The following is a 17,234-nucleotide window of genomic DNA, read 5'->3' as shown; positions in this document are numbered from 1 at the left end:
AGTAATGGTAATTCGTGCTCTATCTTGATTTTGTCAAGTATAGCGTGAGCTCATCATCCACCCGAACCTGGCTTCCAGGAACTGCGGGCAGATTGTCATACATGAGTCCCCGGCCATCCGGGACATAGCCCCGTTTAATGTACAGCCTTTGGGCTGTGCCATAGCTGTCATATAGTCCGAACCCAATCCCAACCGTGTCAAATCTGGCGAAGGCTTCTGCTTCGAGAGCGTCCATCAGCATACTGCCGATGCCGCTTTTCCGCAGGGTGGGAATTACATCAAGATTCTGGATCTCAGGAATGTGATTCTCGGCAAAATAAGGATAGTGAGAGCTATAGACGATATGTCCCCAGCCAGCAAACTCATTCTCACGAAGGGCTACGAGCGTAAGCCGCTTCTCCCCTTCGTTCTCCTTCCAACACTGTTCAATATAAGCTAACGGTTTGTTGACATCATGCGGGGCCAGCCCCTCATGTATCCATGTCGTGTCCTCGGACTTCATCCGGCGGATATGGATTGATTGACTCATAAGGTCGTTTAGTCCTTTCCGTTCCAAAGTAATTACAGTCTATTCACGGGCGTTCTCTCCGCTGAGCGGAACGTGAAAAGTGACCGTTGTCCCTGTATCCGACGAGCTCTTGATATCAAGACCCGTACCGAACTGTCGTTTCAATCGCTGATCTGTATTAATTAATCCAACACCGGATCGACTGGCTGAATTCCTATCCAGCACTCGTTGCAATTGAGCCTCTTCCATTCCTACCCCATCATCAAGGACGGTTATCTCTGCAAGGGTCTCCACAACAGAAATTCGTATTAAAATGCGGCCCCCACGTTTGCGCTTCATGACTCCGTGTCTGATCGCATTCTCCACGAGAGGCTGAATTGACAAAAAAGGAACCCTGATGTATCCTGTCTCATCAATTTCCCAAATCACCTGCAGCCTGTCCTCGAACCGGACCTGTTCAATATACACGTAAGAGCGCACTAGACTCAGCTCTTCTTCAATGGGCACAAGACTGTCCATATTCTGAAATTTGAATTTGTTCCTCAAATAATTTGTGAACTCATCAAGCAGATCACGCATCTTCTCCAAATTAATATCACTTAAGGCGGATATAGAATTTAACGCATTGAACAAAAAATGAGGCTGAATTTGCGCTTGCAGCCATACAGCTTCTAAACGAAGTTGTTCCCGGATGGATTGCTTAATCGTCGTTAACGCTTTGATCCGCAGTGTAAGCTCTATTGCCTCGACTGGCTTTGTTACATAATCGTTCGCTCCCGCCAGGTAACCGCTCTGAATATCCTGCGGCTGACTTCTTGCTGTAAGCAGCAGCACCGGAAGCTCTGTGAAGGTATAGCGCTCACGGATTCTTCGGGTTAACTCATAACCGGACATGACCGGCATCATGATGTCGGAGATCACCAGATCCCAGTCCTTAGTATCCAGAATGGCCAAAGCTTGTTTGGCACTGGTTACCAGTGTAATGTCATATTCATCTGGAGGGAGGATGGCTTCCAGCACTTGAAGGTTCACGGGATCATCATCGATGATTAAGAGTACCGGACGGCCGGAATCCATGCTGACGAATGCCGCTGCTGTCTCAGCACTTTGGATAATCGCCTCGTCCGTGTTCCCAAGAACAGATGCTTGAGTTGCCGTAGAAGATGCCGGTACTGGCTGAAAAGCGTGCGTCCCTGCACTTTCCGCTTCCGCTCCCAAGCCAGACAGCTCTACAGAGAAAATGAATTGCGAGCCTTCTCCCTTGGTAGAGGTCACCTCTAAGCTGCCCCCATGAAGCTCAACCAGTTGTTTGCTAATACTCAAGCCTAACCCAAATCCGCCTTCAATCATGGTGTCACTTGTCTGAGCTTGCTCATAAGGCCGGAACAGGCGTTTAAGCATATCCTCATCCATTCCAATTCCAGTGTCAGCAACAGCGATATAAGCGCGCCCGTTCTGATCATAAGCCGAAATCGAAATGACGCCGTCATTGGTGTATTTCACAGCATTATGAAGCAAATTGAAGACAATTTGAATCATCCGGTTCTCATCTGCGTAGACCAAAGGGAAATTTTCAGGAATCCGGTTTATGATTTCTACAGATTTCACCTCTGCATTGAATTGCAGCATATCCAGTACGCCTGTCACAATCGGCTGAATCGATATAACTTTCGGAAAGATACGGGGGTTCCCCTCACGCAAACTCATTACATCAATCAAATCGTTTAAGATCAAGGTCAACCGGCGCCCTACCGAGAAAATAGTTTCGAGTTCCTTAATGCTTCTATCCTGCATCAAATGCTGTTCCCGTTTTAGAACGGATTGCGAAAGATTAAGTATGCTGTGAAGCGGGTTTTTGAATTCATGTGAAGTATTCGCCAAAAATTGATCCTTATGGTCATTCATTCTTTGCAAGGCAGTTGCAAGTTCATTCGTATTTTTGTACATGTTAAAATAATTTCTAAACCATACTGAGGCCAAGCACCCCATTGAAATAATCAGATCAAAAGGATAGTAGACAACGCTATAGCCGCCCTCCCGCCAGACAAGTATCCAAATGAAATGATGGATTAACGCAAGAACGGAAAAGAAAAACAATAGGTTTCCTCTCATATCCTTGACCAGGGTTCTAAAGATTGCGATCGTCGAAATGACGCCGACCATACCGCCTAGCAGATAGTACAAGGGAATGATCCGGGTTATCTGATATGTATTTAAGAACAGTGTAATTCCTGCGCTCCCCAAGATGATAACCCTGAATACAGGATAGATCCTGTACCACAAAGCGAGTTCACGATGATTAGTACATTCCAAAAGGGCATAGGCTCCAAGCAAAAAAACTGCATTGGATAGCCGAAAATCCCAAGCATTGCCGATATAAAAAAATTGGTGGAGCAGCTTTTCATCATTGCTTAAACCGCTGCTTAGTGTGAAGCAGAAGGTAAGCAGCGAGAAATATAGCAGCTTTTTCTCCTTATTGCCCAGTATAAATAAAATAAGCGCATAGGCAGAATGAATTAGAAAAATAACCGTTGTCAGAACCTGCATAGAAACCGAAATTTTCATTTCTTGGATTATCGCTTGTTCTGAACCGAATTTAATAGACCGGACAATGCCACCGCTACGGCTATCCACATAATTAGACGCTTGAACCATCAGCTCGATTACACCGTCTTTGTCTGCCGTAAAGGTCGCCGAATACGGAAGATTGTTAGCGATAGAGACCTTTTCCGACTCCCCCACCCGCCCGGATTGAGCCAGCAGACGACCATTGACATACACTTTGGATGAAGTGCGGATACTTGGCACATGAATACTATAATTCAAATCCTGCTCCTGATTCACATGTAATCGCAAACGGTAAGAGCCAAATCCGTATGGAGTTGAGATGCCCGTGTGCACAGCTGTATTCCATCCCCCCGGCACTTGAGTCATTCTTGGCTCACTCCCGGCCAGCTCCAGCTGCTTACTTCCCTCTGAGATCCATTGTGAAGGATAGAACTCCCATTCCCCGTCCAGCAAAATGATCTTCCCGTCTTCTGCATTCCAATCACGTAAATCGAGTTCGCCGTTGTGGATAGAATCCTGTTGCAGATTACCAAACACCTCCATCCACAATAAGCGCGAACCAGATAGAACAGCTAATAGTAATCCAAGCAATAAAAAGAGGTACTTCCACTTCATTTGATATCTTATTGATAGATTAGCCAAGAATGTCCCTCTCCTACATAGGTGCTTTCTTTATCTGGCAGCACCCATAAATCTGCAGAAGACCAACCACACCGGTGTAAACTTTGCAAATCCTATGTCTGGTATGATGCAGTACAGCCTTCTGCGTGTTCATCCTCCAAAAACTTGCTGATACGCATACTTCGGTACTTCACCTCACCCGTGTCTGCCCACACCGCCACCGCTGCTTGCACTGCCGCCTCCGCCGGAGCTCCCACCATCATCGTCATCATCGCGAGATGAATACCGGCCGGCTCCGCCGCCGCCCGTGTAACCGCCGCCACCCTGATTTCTGTCATCATCATCGTCGTCACGCGAGGAATACCGCCCGGCTCCCCCTCCGCTCGAAGAACCGCCTCCCCCGGAGTTACTGCCCCAGAAACTGCTAGAGCTGGATGAGGAACTGCTCCCCGCAGACGAATGGTTGTGATGATGAGGCTGCCGGTATCTTCTTCTCTGGCTGTAGCCATAACCAGCCTGGCCGGTCCAGACGCCGTAGCGCCGGATATTGCGCGGGTTATGCGGATTCAGCCGTATCCCGTAACGGGCAACATAACGGTTGCGTGCGCTGGCTGCGAGACTGATTAGCGCGACAAGAACCAGGAAAATCCCGAGAATCATCATCCCCTTGGATCTGGAGACAGGCACCAGCTTCACAGGTTCTTTCGGTGTCACAGGTGCTTTGCTGACAGTGGAGGCTGTTGCGGATGCGGCGCTGCCTGCGGCTTGTCCCGAAGCAGCATCTGCCCGGGCCAGGAAGAAGCTGTAGAAGGCATTCGCCGTCCCCGTTGCACCGCCTGCATAATCTTTTGCCGCAAATTTAGGCTCCAGCACCTTATTGAGAATCCCGCTGATTCGCTCATTCGTCAGCACTCCGTCGATCGACTTGCCCTGTAGCACATGATAATTATCCCCGCCGATATCCAGCACCAGCATCACATCTCTGGGCCCGGCTGCAACCCCGGCGAACTTCGCATAGGTGTAATCCTGCAGACTCTTGCCGCCGGTATTCTTAACAGTTACCACATAGATTCCGCTCCCGGTGGTAGCCGCGTAACGGTTGCTGGACTGGTTCAAATAATCCTTGGTAGCTTGCGGGAGGATTCCGGCATTGTCCGAGACATAGCTGCGGGTGCCAAGTGTTTCCGAGTAGCTTCCGCCAAGCTTTTGAATGAAGGAGCCATAGGTTTTATTAGCACCGGCACTATACTTCTTGGCAGCGAAGTCCGGCTCCAGCGATGCCGAGAGAATCTTCGAGATCACACCACTGTTCAGCTCATTCTCCAGTCCTTTGCCGGGAACGGCCCAGTAATCATCATCCTTAATGGAGAGCAGCAGCAGAAGTCCGTTATTCTTGTCCGCCGAGCCGACTCCCCATGAATTGAACAGCGAGGTTGCATATTTCTCCATAGATACGCCGTTCGTTGAATTCACCGTAACCAGCACAACCTGCGCCCCGGTCTCCTGATAGAGCTTCACCCCATAGTTGACCATGTAATTCTCGGTCTTCTCATCAATCACGTTCGCAAAGTCATTCACATAAAAGGCTTCCGAATGAGCCGGCACTGCCGCCTCTGCCTTCCCCGGAATGAACGGCAGCAGCATCATGATCAGCATACCGGTCAGCAGTGTTTGCAGTATTCTTGCACGCTTCATTAAATCCCCTCCGGCTTCTCGTATCTCTTCTATTACTATATCGGTTACGCACGGGATGGACTTATAGTTCCATCTCTCTTATGTGTATGTCCGAATCTAGTAATTATTCAAAAGAGTCTGCCGGGGCTTACTCGTTATTGAACCGGTCCGGGTGGGAGCCGAAGCGCTGATCGCGGTTCAGGCCGTTGATCCGGCTGATCTCCTCTTCAGACAGCTCGAAGTCAAAAATATCGGCATTCGCAATAATCCGCTCCTCCTTGACCGACTTCGGAATCGTCACAATGCCGTTCTGCAGATCCCAGCGCAGGATGACCTGTGGCAGCGTTTTGTTATGATGCGCTGCAATATCGGCCAATACCTCATTGTCCAGCAGATGCCCTTGGGCCAGCGGGGCCCAGGCTTCAATCTGAATGCCCTGCGCCTTGCAATACTCACGAAGCTCTTGCTGGTTAAGCAGCGGATGCAGCTCCACCTGGTTGACCATCGGCTTCACAGCGGCGTCTGCCAGCAGATCCTCCAGATGATCGATCTGGAAGTTGGATACCCCGATGGCACGGACTTTGCCGTCCGCATACAGCTTCTCAAGAGCGCGCCAGGTGTCTTTGTATTTGGCCCGGATCGGCCAGTGTACCAGATACAGATCGGCATAATCCAGTCCCAGCTTGTTTAAGCTCTCGTCAAATGCGGCCAGCGTAGAATCATAGCCCTGCTCTGTATTCCATACCTTGGTGGTGATGAACAGCTCCTCACGCGCAACTCCCGATTCACGGATAGCCTGTCCGACTCCTTCTTCGTTTCCATACACAGCTGCGGTATCAATACTCCGGTAACCGGCCTTGATGGCTGCTTTGACCGAATCAATAACCTCCTGGCCCTCTTGTACCTTGAAGACACCCAGCCCGAACCATGGCATTTCTACACCGTTAGCTAATTTCGTTGCCGATTTTAAGTTCATCATAATTACACTACCACCTGTCTAATGGATTTGTTGGATAAATTAGAATAATGAAGCAGGGATCAGCTTGCGCCCGCCTTTGATCAGGACCGAATCCAGAGCATCCCCTTTATCTCCGCCAAAATACAGCTGCCAGTACACGCCGAAGCGGATGCTGACATCATTCTTGACCAGCTCTGGCGGCGTGACGATCAGCCACTGGAACTTCAGCGCCTTCGAGATCTCGAAGACCGGATCAAGCACGTTATTTGAGACCATCTCTCCGAACGGGTTATCGTACAGGAAGACCGTCCAGCCTTTATTTTCCCGGTTAACGCGCTTGTGCGTCATGATCATCATCGCCACCAGCAGCTGAACAGACTGGCGCTGTCCGCCGCTGCCTACCGCCTCATCCAGCGCGCCTCGGTTGATAACCTCCCAATCAGAATAATGATAGTCCTCGGGAGCGGCATACAGGAAGTAATTCTCCGTCACCGGCTTATACACCTGTAGCACCGGGAAGCGGTTCTGCAGCGCTGCGTACACCATGCGTCCGTCGTTAATCAGCTCTCTGACGGCTGAAGCCGGAACCTGCTCCATCTTCGGGAACCGCTCCAGCAGGCTGCTGATGCAGCGGTTGAAATATTCGCTGACCAGCGGTTCGATGTCATCTGTAGTCCGTGGAACATTAATATTCTTGTAATTCAGCTTAACCAGCGGGAAGGCATGGCCGTTCTCGTTGTGAATGATCATCCGGCGTTCCATCCGCTTCAGAATATCAACGATCTGCACCACACGCTTGGCTGCCCGGCCTACCCACAGCTTGCGGGACAACTCCATATCCTCTTTATCGCTGCGGATGCTCTCCATCTGATCACGAGAGCTCTGAAGCATGGAATCAAGCACCTGCAAGGCGATAGCGAAATCATCCCAATGAACGTTGTTCAGGCGTTCCTGAATCTTGGTCTCAAGCTCCGCATTCCAGCCGGACTTGGCCACCTTGCCGCTTAGCTCAGTCTTCTCTTCCTTCACCTTGCGGGAGACCTCTGCCCGCTGGCTGCGGCTCTCCTTGCTGCGCTGCAGCCAATCCTCCACCAGCGTCTCGCAGCTCTCCCGCACACTCAGCTGCAATTCTTCCGGCACCTCCCGGAGCGGCACACGGTTCTCGACATGGGTATCCATGATCCGGCTCTGATTGCCGAGAATGAGCAGCCATTGATCCATGGAAGCCAGAGCCTGCTTACAGGTATTCAGCAGATGCTCATTCTCCCGGACCCGCAGACTGATCTCTTCCTCCTTCTGTTCCAGCGGCTCATGCCATAGCTCTACCGTCCGCTCATGCTTCTCCTTAATCGCCTTCTCGGACTTGCCCAGCTCTTTGCGCAGGCTGTCAAGCTCGGTCTGGCAGCGGATGAAGGAGTCACGGAGCTGCTGATAATCCTCGTCCAGAATCATCGTGTCGCTCTTCTGGCGGACTCTGGCGGACTGAATCATATCCGGTGCCTCCTGCGGCTCAGGGGCAGACGGCCATCCGGCATCTACCTGCTGCACAGCAGCTTCCAGCTCAGCCAGCTGTTCTCTGGCCGCCTTGATCTGGGCTGTTCTTGTGCGGATCTCCAGCTCATTCTGGCTTAAAGACTGCTGAAGACTCTCAACTGTACTGAGTAGCTGCAGCAGCTTGTCCTGTACCGTCTCATTCAGTGCTTCATCGGCAGCAGCATCATCTGCCTTAGCATCCGCCTCAACAACTGAACCCTGAACTTTCGCACCCGCAGATTCACCGGGGAACTCTACGTCCGGGAACCAGTTCTGCAGCCGTGGGAAAACGGAATAACGGGCATCCCCGATCCATTTCTCGCGCTGTAAGGCGAGGCTGTCCATCTCCGCCTTCAGCCGGTTAAGTTGCTGATCCTTCACTGCAATCTCTTTGGTGAGATTATTCTTCTGCTCCACAGACTTGTGCTTGTCTGTATAGTTCTGCTCGTGCTTCCGGCTCCGCTCACTCCACTCCCGCAGTGCCGCCGCCCGGGTCTCCTGCTCGGACTTATCCGCTTCGCAGGCTGACAGGTCTCTGGAAATTCCATCCAGAACCTCCTCATAGCGTGCCTGTTCTGCGTTCATTTCATTCAGCTGGCTGCGAAGCTCCTGCAGCAGAGTCTCCGCACTCTTCTGTCTGATCCGCAGACTTGCAGTATGCTCGCTCAGATGCAGACGTTCATATTCTTGCCGGGCGGACCTCAGCTTGGCAAGATACGCTTCCTCCGCCTGAAGCTCCTCCTCCTGCTCACGGAGTCTGGAAGCCATCCCCCGCTTCCACTCCTGGAAATGATCCGGCTGCAAGACCATTTGCGGCCCTTGATGCGCGAGCAGCAGGAAGGCGTCTGTACCACCCTCCGCCATCTCCTCGCGCACGAAGATCGGGACCGGAGCCTTAAGCAGAAGCTCCTTAAGCAGCTCCGGCTGAAGCTTAGCCGCTTCACGCTTCGTGACAATCAGTCCGTAAGGAAGCAGCGGATGGCGTTCCAGCTCCTCCTCGCGGACCAGATAAGGCTGATCGTTCAGATACATGGTGCCGGTCATGGAGCTAATTTTGAGGGCATCCAGCGTGTCCTTCACCGTTACGATATCATGGTTAGGCAGCCAGTAGGCTTCCTGTTGCAGCTCGACATCCAGCAGCTGCTGATAATAATCCCGCCGCAGCCGCTTCGTCTGCTGCTCGGTATCCTCCAGCCTGCGGATGAACCGCTCCTGGATTAGAGGCTTCGCTTCGAATAGAGCTGTCGCGCCAAGCAGCTGATGCTCCTCGTACATCTCCAGCAGCACTACCAGCTGTGACCAGAGCTGCGACTCCTTGTTCATCTGGGCTTCGATTCGCCCGGTTAGCTCCTCTGCCTGAACCTCGGCCCCCAGCAGCTTCTCGGCCAGCCGGGTATGCTGCGTATGCAGAAGCAGCTTCTGGTCCTCAGCGGTCTTGCGCTGTTCATTCAAGGCATCTATCTGCTCAATGAGCCCTCTGGCCGCAATCAGTGCGCGCTGAAGGGCGCCTGCCGGCGAGTGGGCAGCTTCCTGCCCGTGGCGGGAAGCGAACACACCCAGATCCTCTGTATACTGACGGATCAAGGCTGTTAATTCCTGCAGCTTACCATCCACCCGGCCCAGCTCCAGCAGCAGCTCCTCCCGGCCCTTGCGCAGAATCTGCTCCTCCGCTGCATGGGACCGCTGCTGTCCGCTGTAGTACAGGCTCTTCGCCTGCCATAACCGGTATACCTGCTCCCACTGTATCCGCAGCTCCTGCTTGGCCCCTTGAATCACCTCTTGGCGTTCCTTCATCGCAAGCGACCCTTCGATGGCTTCAATTTCCTTCTGCCATTGCTCCATCTGGCGGAGCTGCAGCTTGCGCCGGGCCAGATAATGGGCGACCTCCAGCAACTTCTCTCTCTGCTTCGATTCTTCCAGACGCTGCTTGGCCCGTGTCTGATTGTCCGAGACCGCTCTGAAGTGCTCTTGCTTGCCATCATGCTCTTCCTTCAGCCGCAGGTACTTCAGGTTATCACTCTCGAATCTGAGCGTCTTCGCTTCCAGATAATGCCCGGCCAGCTCATCTGACGTTCTGCGGCGCTTGTCTTCCGCCTGCTTCAGTTCATCATGAATAACGGTATAGAGCTGCGCTCCTAGCCGCTCGGTCTCCCGGAAGCTGAGGTCCGCCTCCGTTCCGAGTTTCACCGCTTCATACAAAGGAGCCGCAAGAGAGGTGAACTCGGCAAAAGCCCGCTCGCGCTGCTCCAGCATCGGCAGCCGCTGTGCAACCGTAGCGGTATCCACGAACATCCGCTGAAGCGAGCCTTCATCCTCACGCAGGCTCCCTCCCAGACTGGAACCGATCTCCGGGATAATCAGCCGCTCGAAGAGATTATGATTGGTGAAGGCATCATTTTTCTGGAAATAGCCCTTGATGCCGCCCTCTTCCCCGTTGATTCTGCGCATATTGCGCCATTCATCGATATGGATATCATGGTCAGCCAGGTAGGCATAATATTTCTTCAGATCGGAGCTGCTGCTGCCGTAGACATTAATCTCACCCCGCCGCTCCCGCACAAACTGCTGAATTGCTTCGAAGCTCGCGGGCGTATTCAGCTCATGATCATATAAAGGCAGGGTGGAGAGTGTAAGCTCAGCCGTCTCTTCATATTTCAGCAGCGCGTACAGCAGATAATCGACTTTGATCTCAAGCTGGTCCATGGAATGCTGGGCAGTCATCGCGATTCCGGTGGTGATATACTCCGCCCGCTCCTTATCGTCAAGCCGCCATTCGATGGCCACGTGGAAGGTGTAGGGTTTCAGCTGTTTTTTGTGATTATGGAAGAAGGCCTCGACCTGGTTCTCATTATCCTTACCCCAGGCGGCTCTAGGCATCAGCAACTGGAAAATCGACTGTAGCAGCACGCCCTTTCCCCCGCCGTTCATCAGCGTAATCAGGGTATTGGCCGGGCCTTCTTCATTACACAGATCGAGGATCATATCCTCATATTTCTTCAGCATCTTCTCGTATTTCAGTCCGGCGATGCGGATTCGCTCAATACGCGGCATGGGCTTCCCCCTCCTGTTCGCTGAGTGTCCGGCCAACTAGAGCCTTCAGCTCTTTGTACCGGTCCACATCGTGGTAGAGATAACGCATCCGCTCATACAGCTCTTCCCTTGGGAAAATCCGCTTCTCATTCTCGGAAATGAACACCAGATGCTCCTCCTCCAGCAGCTTCATTCCTTCGTGAATGAGGCCAATCCGGGAGCCTGCGCCGCGGGTGAGCGAATCGCCCTCCTCCTGGCTTCGGGTCTGCATATAGAGGCTGGTCCACACTCTGTGCATCGCCTGGATATCCAGCCGCCACTGCTTGCTGAAGCTGCCGTCTTCATCCATGCCGATCCAGCCTTGGAACAGCTCGGATACCTGATCCGACAACTGAATATAGGACATGCTGTCCTGTCCCGGCTTGAAGTGCTGCTCATCCTGATCCATCTCAGCCAGGAAGACGAGGATAATAACGTTAATGATATGTAAATGCGTCTTGCGCTCAATCCGTGAATATTTATTACGCAGCTGAGTGAAGTTGCTGGCGAACCCGGAGCCGATCGGACTCACGAGCAGGTGCAGGCGGTGACCGGAATTCATAATCCGGCAGCCGGCTTCTTTGGCTACGTATTGCAGGGCATCATAAGCAGCGGTATCCTGCAGACATTCGGCGGCAGCGGGATCATCCAGCGGAATCACCTTGCGCCGAAGCAGGTCGAAGAACAGCCGGGAAGCCTGCTGAACTTGCTCTAGGGAATAACTCATATCCGAATCATCTCACTTCTCTACTATATTAATGGTATAAGGGCTGATCTCAAGGCCGGGGATACGGATGCTGCTCTGCTGCTGTGCAGAGATAGTGGTCCGCAGCCTTGTGCCGCGCAGCACTTCCAGCTCCGGGTGGTCCAGCATCAGCCGCTGAAGCAGCTTCTGACATTCGTCCGCCACGCCATGGTCCTCCGCTTCCTGCTCCTCGACAGTAATTACGGTATGGAAAAATTGTACCCACAAATCCACGGCATCCGGGCAATCCGCCCAGCGCCGCTGCTCCTGCTCCGTGAACGCCTCCGCAGTGAAGGTGAAGCTGCCGTGCGCAGCCACTCCGGCTATAACCGGCAGCCACAGCTCGCATACCTCGGTCCAGGGAATACCTCTGGGAACATAATGGATGTCCTCTTCTTCCCTGGCTTCCTCCGGCACATCCTGCGTATCCTCCGGCAAGAAGCCGACCTCCTGCTCCTCCCAGGCCCAGGCCAGCGGATAGATGAAATCCTGGCTGGGCGAGAACAGCCCGCTGATCAGCATCTCCAGGCTATCCCCATCCCGCAGCCCTTCCGGCTTCACCCATTCCTCCCATACATGGGTGCGGAAGTTGAAGCCTGCTGCTCCCCAGAATAACTCCGGGAAGTTCAGCCGCAGATTCGTCTCCGCTTCGAAGATACTCAGCACGACCTCGGCCAGCTCGTCATGCACCCGCCGGGACAGCTCCACCCGCTCGGAGAGCTGGCGCAGCTCATTGAAATCAATGACATCCTTCTCATCATTGGCCAGCCGGGCCAGCGAGCGGTGGATATTGTCGAAATGCTTGCGTTCCTCGTCAAATTGCTGGTGGATCTCCTCCAGCCGCTCATGCCGCTGGGCGCCGTATTCGCTGAAGATGTGCTTCGGATTACGGCGCAGGGCATTGCGGTACTCCTGCTGCTGCTGGGTCATTTTGCGCACGCGGGAGATCAGCTCATTGACATCCTGCATTGCCCGGGTAACCCGTCCATGCTTGATATGCATCTGAATCTCCAGCAGCTTGATGCTGACCTGGAACTCGTCGATAATCTCATGGCTCATGAAGATCAGCTCCATCGCATACTCGGAGAGCCGGTAGATGGTCGTCCCGTTCTCCTCCCAGCTGATACGTGTAGCATCCTCATCCACGGTGAAATATTTGTATTTCTGGACCCCGATCTGCCGGGTGTGGTCATCATAATAATGGGCCTCGAAATCCCCGCCGCTGCCGCTCCACAGCAGTCCGTCTATCAGCCGTTCGACCGATTCCGGGCTGCCCGACTTCGCAATGCCGAAGCGCTCCAGCGAGCTCCAGGCCAGATCCACCAGATCCTCCCTGGCCCGCTGTTCATTCGATTCCAGCTCCAGATAATAGACCTGTAGCAGCACACTAAGCGCAATCATTTCCTTATACGGCTGCAGTTCACCCAGATTCATGCCTGCGCCCAGACTCCATAAGGGGTTCAGCCGCTTGTTCCGTTCTCCGAAATCATTCCAGTTCATGCTCTTGCCAACCTCGCCATCACTTCATAATTTCCCTACAACATAACATAAACCTAAATCCGCACCGCAGGGTGAAGGTTGGGCCGGAACATACACAGTTATAGACGGTTTGTTAATGCTCAGACCCCGAGGGAATGGGAATGTATGTTTCTATTCTCATGTCATTCTATTATATCAATGTTTGATAGATATGGCTATTTGCAAAATAAATAGAGGAGCCCGCGCAGGGCCCCCTCTATGTTAAAGCACTACATTATAGCACACCATAGCACACCGCTACTTGTACTTCTCATTCACCAGATATTGCAGATTCTGCTTCACCGCAGGCCATTCCTCATCGATAATACTGTACAGCACATTGTCCATGACAGCGCCGTGAGCGGTGATCCGGTGCTTGCGCAGGACGCCTTCCCGGACCGCACCAATCCGCTCAATGGCCCGCTGCGAGCGCAGATTGTCACTGACAATGGAGAAGTCCACCCGGATCAGCCCCAGCACCTCGAAGGCATATTGCAGCAAAAGCAGCTTCGATTCCGTATTCACCTCAGTTCTCCAATAATCCGGTGAGATCCAGGTGCAGCCGATCTCTGCATTACGATGCGTACGGTCCAGATGCATTAACCGCGTAGTCCCAACGATCCGGCCGGATGCCTGCTCTACCATCACATAGGGCATATCCTTGCCTGCTGCCTGATTCGCCAGAGCCGTATCCGCCAGTTGTCCTGCCTCTTCCTCTGAGCTGATCCGTCTCCAGGTGTACTCCCAGATCAGCGGATTATGCAGCAACTTCGTAAGCTCAGGCTTATGCTCCGCCGTCAAAGGCACAAGCCGGATTACGTTGCCTGCAAGCTGCCCTGTTTCTATTGCTGTCAACTTATCTCCCCCTATAGCTTTTCACCTATTATATATGAAGCGATTTATTCCCAACCGTCAATCTTAGCTGTCAGTTGCTGAATGAACTCCTGGGCGCTCAGTGTGAATAATTTGTTCTCCGCACGGCTTCTTACCGAGATTGTGCCGTCATTCTGCTCCTGATCTCCCAGCACAAGCATATAAGGGATTTTCTCCAGCTGAGCTTCACGGATTCTGTAGCCCAGCTTCTCATTCCGGGAATCTACCTCCACCCGCAGTCCGGCTGTAGCAAGCTGTCTTCTGACCTGCTCGGCATACTCGTCATGAACCACAGAGACTGGCAGCAGCTTGACCTGCACCGGAGACAGCCACAGCGGGAACGCTCCGCTATAGTGCTCTGTAAGAATACCCATGAACCGGTCAATGGAGCCGAACACCGCACGATGGATGACAACCGGACGATGCTTGTTGTTATCTTCGCCAATGTAAGTCAGGTCGAACTTCTCGGGCATCTGGAAATCCAGTTGAATGGTACCGCATTGCCAGCTCCGCTTCAGGGCATCGAGGACATGGAAATCGATCTTCGGTCCGTAAAAAGCGCCATCCCCCGCATTCACCCGGTATTCGATTCCGTTCTTCTTCAGCACCCGCGCAAGCGACTCTTCTGCCTGATCCCAGAGCTCCTCGGAACCCATATAATCCTCCGGGCGTGTAGACAGCTCAACCTTGTACTCGAATCCGAAGATGGAATAGAACTGATCAATCAACTCCAGCACCCGCGATATCTCAGATTCTATCTGCTCCGGCAGTACGAACAAGTGGGCATCATCCTGGCAAAAAGTACGGACCCGCATCATCCCGTTCAGCGCGCCGGAAGATTCATGGCGGTGAACCTGGCCGTATTCCGCAATGCGGATCGGCAGATCCCGGTAGGAGCGGAGGCTGTTCTTGTAGATCAGCATGTGTCCGGGACAGTTCATCGGCTTCAGCGCAAAATCTGTCTCATCCACCTTTGTAAAATACATCTCATCCTTGTAATGATCCCAATGTCCGGATTGCTCCCACAGACGGCGGTTCATCATCAGCGGCGAGCGGACCTCTTCGTACCCGTCGGCACGCTGCAGCTTGCGGGAGAAATCCTCCAGTGCTGTGCGGATCAGCATCCCTTTGGCCAGGTAGAACGGCATGCCCGGCGCTTCCTCGGAGAACATGAACAAGCCTAGCTCCTTGCCCAGCTTGCGGTGATCCCGTTTCTTCGCTTCCTCCAGCAGATGCAGATGTTCCTCAAGTAGGGCTGTGCTCAGGAAGGCTGTGCCGTATATCCGCTGAAGCACCTGATTGTCAGCATCCCCGCGCCAGTAAGCACCCGCTACACTAAGCAGCTTGAACGCCTTAATCCGGCCAGTGGAGGGCAGATGCGGCCCCCGGCACAGGTCCGTGAATTCTCCTTGCTCATACAGGCTGAGGACTGCGTCCTCCGGCAGATCCCGGATCAGCTCCAGCTTCAGCGGCTCTTCCAGCTGTTCAAAGTACTGCACCGCTTCCTCCCGGCTGACCACCCGCCGCCGGATCGGCAGGTTCTCCTTGATGATTTTTCCCATCTCCCGCTCAATCGCAGCAAGATCCTCGATGGACAGGGGCTGTTCAATATCTATATCGTAATAGAAGCCGTCCTCAATTACCGGACCAATTCCCAGCTTCACGTTCCGTTCTCCATAGATCCGTTTGATCGCTTGGGCCATCACATGGGCTGTACTGTGTCTGTGAATCATCAGCCCGTCGCTGCTGTCTGCTAGAACGATCTCCACGAGGCTGTCCCTTTCAACCGGACAATCAAGGTCAACGAGTCTGCCATCGATTGTGCCGGCTACTGCATTCTTCCTCAGACTTACGCTAATCGACTCCGCAATCTGCGCAATTGTGGTGTTACGCGAATACCTCCTATTTGCTCCATCCGGCAGCTGCACTTGAATCTCCATGATTTTGGCCTCCATTTCTTCTGTTATTTTCGTATATGTGAACACAAAAAAACGCATCTCATCCCGGAAAGGGACGAGTGCGTCTTAAGCTCGTGGTTCCACCCTAATTCGATTATACGTCACTTCACCTCCGGCTGTTCGGCGGAAAGGTGATCAGTACAATCCTCATGGCATCCGTTAACGGGGATGGGGCGGCGACATTTACAGCCTCGCTAACAGCAGGAGGGTTCAGTGTCACGGCTATAGAGGGGTAACATCCGGCTGGTCTCTGTAAGAAGCTCTCACCTTGCACTTCTCTCTCTGGTCAGTCCTCACGGGATATCATGTCTCTGGTCATTGCCTTAGTTATGGTGTTGCTGGTTACATAATACGCACGCTCTTAGCCAGAAGTCAATACCGCGCAGAAAAAAACTTAAAAACCGCTTTCCGTTTGACCGCTTAATTCTTAAACTTTTACTCCCCTAATCCTTTAGATCGTGGGCCTTACTCACCAAGCTCATTCGTCTGCAAACGCTGAATAATATCTCCCACTTCTTCCACCGTATGCGCAATATAATCCGCTCCGGCCGCCGATAATTCCTCCTCGGAACCATAGCCGAATAACACGCCCACTGAGGCTACGCGGCAGGCTTTGGCCCCGATAATGTCATGCTCCCGGTCCCCGATCATTAGCGACTGCGAAGCAAGAAGATTATTCTCGTCCAGCACGTGTTGAATGACCTCGCGCTTCTTCGAACGTGTCCCGTCCAGATTGCTGCCTGCCGCATACTTGAAGAACCCGTCGAGCTCATAATGCCGGAGAATCTGCTCAGCGAATACAATCGGCTTAGAGGTCGCCACATACAGCTCGAATCCCTTGGCTCTCAAGTTCTCCAGCAGCTCAGGTATGCCTGCAATTACATGATTCTCGAACATCCCCAGGGTCCGGTAACGCTCCCGGTAGAACTCCACCGCCTGTGCCGCTGCCTCCGCCGTGAAGCCCTGAATTTCGATAAAAGAATCATATAGCGGCGGACCTATGTATGGAATCAGCAAGTCAGGATGCTCCACCTCGATGCTGAATTGGTTAAGCGCATACTCTACGCTTTTGGTAATGCCTTCCTTGGGGTCAGTCAATGTGCCGTCCAGATCAAATAAGATGTGCTTCAAGCTGTCCTTCATCTCTCCCGGATGCTCCCTTCGTGTGCAATTGCTATCTATCATACCTTTCTTTCTGTTTATTTTCCA

Annotated in this window: 10 protein-coding genes; all 10 read right to left on the bottom strand. The window is 52.8% G+C overall.

The window, feature by feature from the left end; genetic code table 11:
• Nucleotides 1-19 precede the first annotated feature (19 nt).
• The 10 genes from NYE24_RS02735 to NYE24_RS02690 all read right to left on the bottom strand — a co-directional run bounded on the left by NYE24_RS02735 (nt 20) and on the right by NYE24_RS02690 (nt 17,168).
• A complete protein-coding gene (locus tag NYE24_RS02735; protein ID WP_342477954.1) occupies nt 20-529 on the bottom strand; it encodes a GNAT family N-acetyltransferase in 510 nt (169 codons plus the stop codon).
• A gap of 39 nt (nt 530-568) precedes the next feature.
• Complete coding sequence (locus NYE24_RS02730; protein ID WP_342479190.1) at nt 569-3,691, bottom strand: ATP-binding protein; 3,123 nt, start codon at nt 3,689-3,691, stop codon at nt 569-571.
• Nucleotides 3,692-3,892: 201 nt separating this feature from the next.
• On the bottom strand, nt 3,893-5,392 hold the full coding sequence (locus tag NYE24_RS02725; RefSeq protein ID WP_342477953.1) for a TPM domain-containing protein: 1,500 nt from the start codon (nt 5,390-5,392) through the stop codon (nt 3,893-3,895).
• Nucleotides 5,393-5,519: 127 nt separating this feature from the next.
• On the bottom strand, nt 5,520-6,353 hold the full coding sequence (locus NYE24_RS02720; RefSeq protein ID WP_156949597.1) for an aldo/keto reductase: 834 nt from the start codon (nt 6,351-6,353) through the stop codon (nt 5,520-5,522).
• A 36-nt stretch (nt 6,354-6,389) separates the two neighbouring features.
• Nucleotides 6,390-10,913: a hypothetical protein gene (locus tag NYE24_RS02715; protein ID WP_342477952.1), complete on the bottom strand. Its 4,524-nt coding sequence runs from the start codon at nt 10,911-10,913 to the stop codon at nt 6,390-6,392.
• Nucleotides 10,900-11,658, bottom strand: a complete 759-nt coding sequence (locus NYE24_RS02710) for a DUF6063 family protein (RefSeq protein ID WP_036694001.1) — start codon at nt 11,656-11,658, stop codon at nt 10,900-10,902. The genes NYE24_RS02715 and NYE24_RS02710 overlap by 14 nt, the downstream gene beginning before the upstream one ends.
• A gap of 12 nt (nt 11,659-11,670) precedes the next feature.
• A complete protein-coding gene (locus tag NYE24_RS02705; protein WP_342477951.1) occupies nt 11,671-13,176 on the bottom strand; it encodes a hypothetical protein in 1,506 nt (501 codons plus the stop codon).
• Between the two features lie 276 nt (nt 13,177-13,452).
• A complete protein-coding gene (locus tag NYE24_RS02700; RefSeq protein WP_342477950.1) occupies nt 13,453-14,049 on the bottom strand; it encodes a GNAT family protein in 597 nt (198 codons plus the stop codon).
• Nucleotides 14,050-14,093: 44 nt separating this feature from the next.
• Complete coding sequence (gene thrS / locus NYE24_RS02695; protein WP_342477949.1) at nt 14,094-16,007, bottom strand: threonine--tRNA ligase; 1,914 nt, start codon at nt 16,005-16,007, stop codon at nt 14,094-14,096.
• Nucleotides 16,008-16,490: 483 nt separating this feature from the next.
• On the bottom strand, nt 16,491-17,168 hold the full coding sequence (locus tag NYE24_RS02690; RefSeq protein WP_036694010.1) for an HAD family hydrolase: 678 nt from the start codon (nt 17,166-17,168) through the stop codon (nt 16,491-16,493).
• Nucleotides 17,169-17,234 lie beyond the last annotated feature (66 nt).

It is taken from the genome of Paenibacillus sp. FSL H7-0350, from assembly GCF_038593195.1.
In the GTDB taxonomy this organism is placed as follows: Bacteria; Bacillota; Bacilli; order Paenibacillales; family Paenibacillaceae; genus Paenibacillus_AQ.
Note: the sequence above shows the minus strand (reverse complement) of the source record. Positions and strands in the feature narration are given on the sequence as shown.